The organism is Companilactobacillus halodurans (assembly GCF_009600985.1).
GTDB lineage: Bacteria > Bacillota > Bacilli > Lactobacillales > Lactobacillaceae > Companilactobacillus > Companilactobacillus halodurans.
Window position 1 is genome coordinate 1 of record NZ_VDFP01000243.1, and the last position, 1,103, is coordinate 1,103.

Consider the following 1,103-nt stretch of genomic DNA (forward strand, 5'->3'; position numbering starts at 1 on the left):
TTTTAAGGGATTTTATGAAGATGGTCGTAAAGAAAGTACTTTAGATAATCGAATTTCTCATTTAGAGGATTATTTGTTGGAGTACTGTAATTTCGGCTGTGCTTATTTCGTTTTGGAAAAAGTCAAAAAAGCACCACTTAAAACAGGTCATCATCGAGCTAACCATAGATTTAGAACTAGAAATAATCATGTTAAACCCGGTACTAAGGCTAATAAGCCACATAATAACGGGCAACGCAAAAAAAGGATTTCTAAACATCGTAGTAGTAAGAAGACAACAACAACTACGAGTGCGAAGAAGACGTTTAAAATTAGAAAAATAGGTGAAAAGAATAAATGAAGTATCAAACATATTTAATTGATTTAGATGGAACTATGTATCGAGGCAAGGATAAGATTCCTGAAGCTAAAATTTTTATTGATAACCTAAACGCTACGGGGGCTAAATATTATTTCTTGACGAATAATACTACTAAGACGCCACAACAAGTAGCAGACAATTTGACTAACAATCATCAGATTACAGCAACTGCTGATCAAGTATTGACGCCTTCACTTGCCACAGCAGCATACATAAAGAATATGTTTGAAGACGATTTGGAAAATCATTCGGCTTATGTTATTGGTGAATATGGATTAAAAAGTGCCGTTTTTGGAACAGGTATCAAGTTAAATGAAGTTGATCCGGATGTTGTTATTGTAGGATTGGATTATGACGTAACTTATCATAAATTTGAATTAGCAACGTTAGCAATTAAGCGTGGAGCTTTCTTCATTGGAACTAATGCTGATACTAATTTACCTAACGAGCGTGGACTTGTTCCAGGTGCTGGTTCTGTAATTTCCTTAGTAGAAACATCAACGCAACAAAAGGCTCATTATATAGGTAAGCCTGAACGAGATATTATTGATTTTGCCGTTAAAGCTAGAGGATTTGATCCTAAATCAGCTGTAATGGTTGGAGATAATTATAATACCGATATTAAGTGCGGTATCAATGCTGATGTTGATACTCTTTGGGTCAATACTGGTGTAAGTACGCATGAAGATATTGACAAGGCACCAATTAAACCTACGCATCAAGTTGAAAGCTTGGACCAGTG

2 protein-coding genes are annotated in these 1,103 nt (G+C 35.2%); both read left to right on the forward strand.

Annotated elements, in window-relative coordinates:
• Nucleotides 1-340: YutD-like domain-containing protein (locus FHL06_RS13915; RefSeq protein WP_153387248.1), on the forward strand; the 340-nt coding region annotated here is incomplete at its 5' end.
• The coding region (locus FHL06_RS13920; RefSeq protein ID WP_153387250.1) for a TIGR01457 family HAD-type hydrolase at nt 337-1,103 on the forward strand (767 nt) is incomplete at its 3' end. The genes FHL06_RS13915 and FHL06_RS13920, both read left to right, overlap by 4 nt.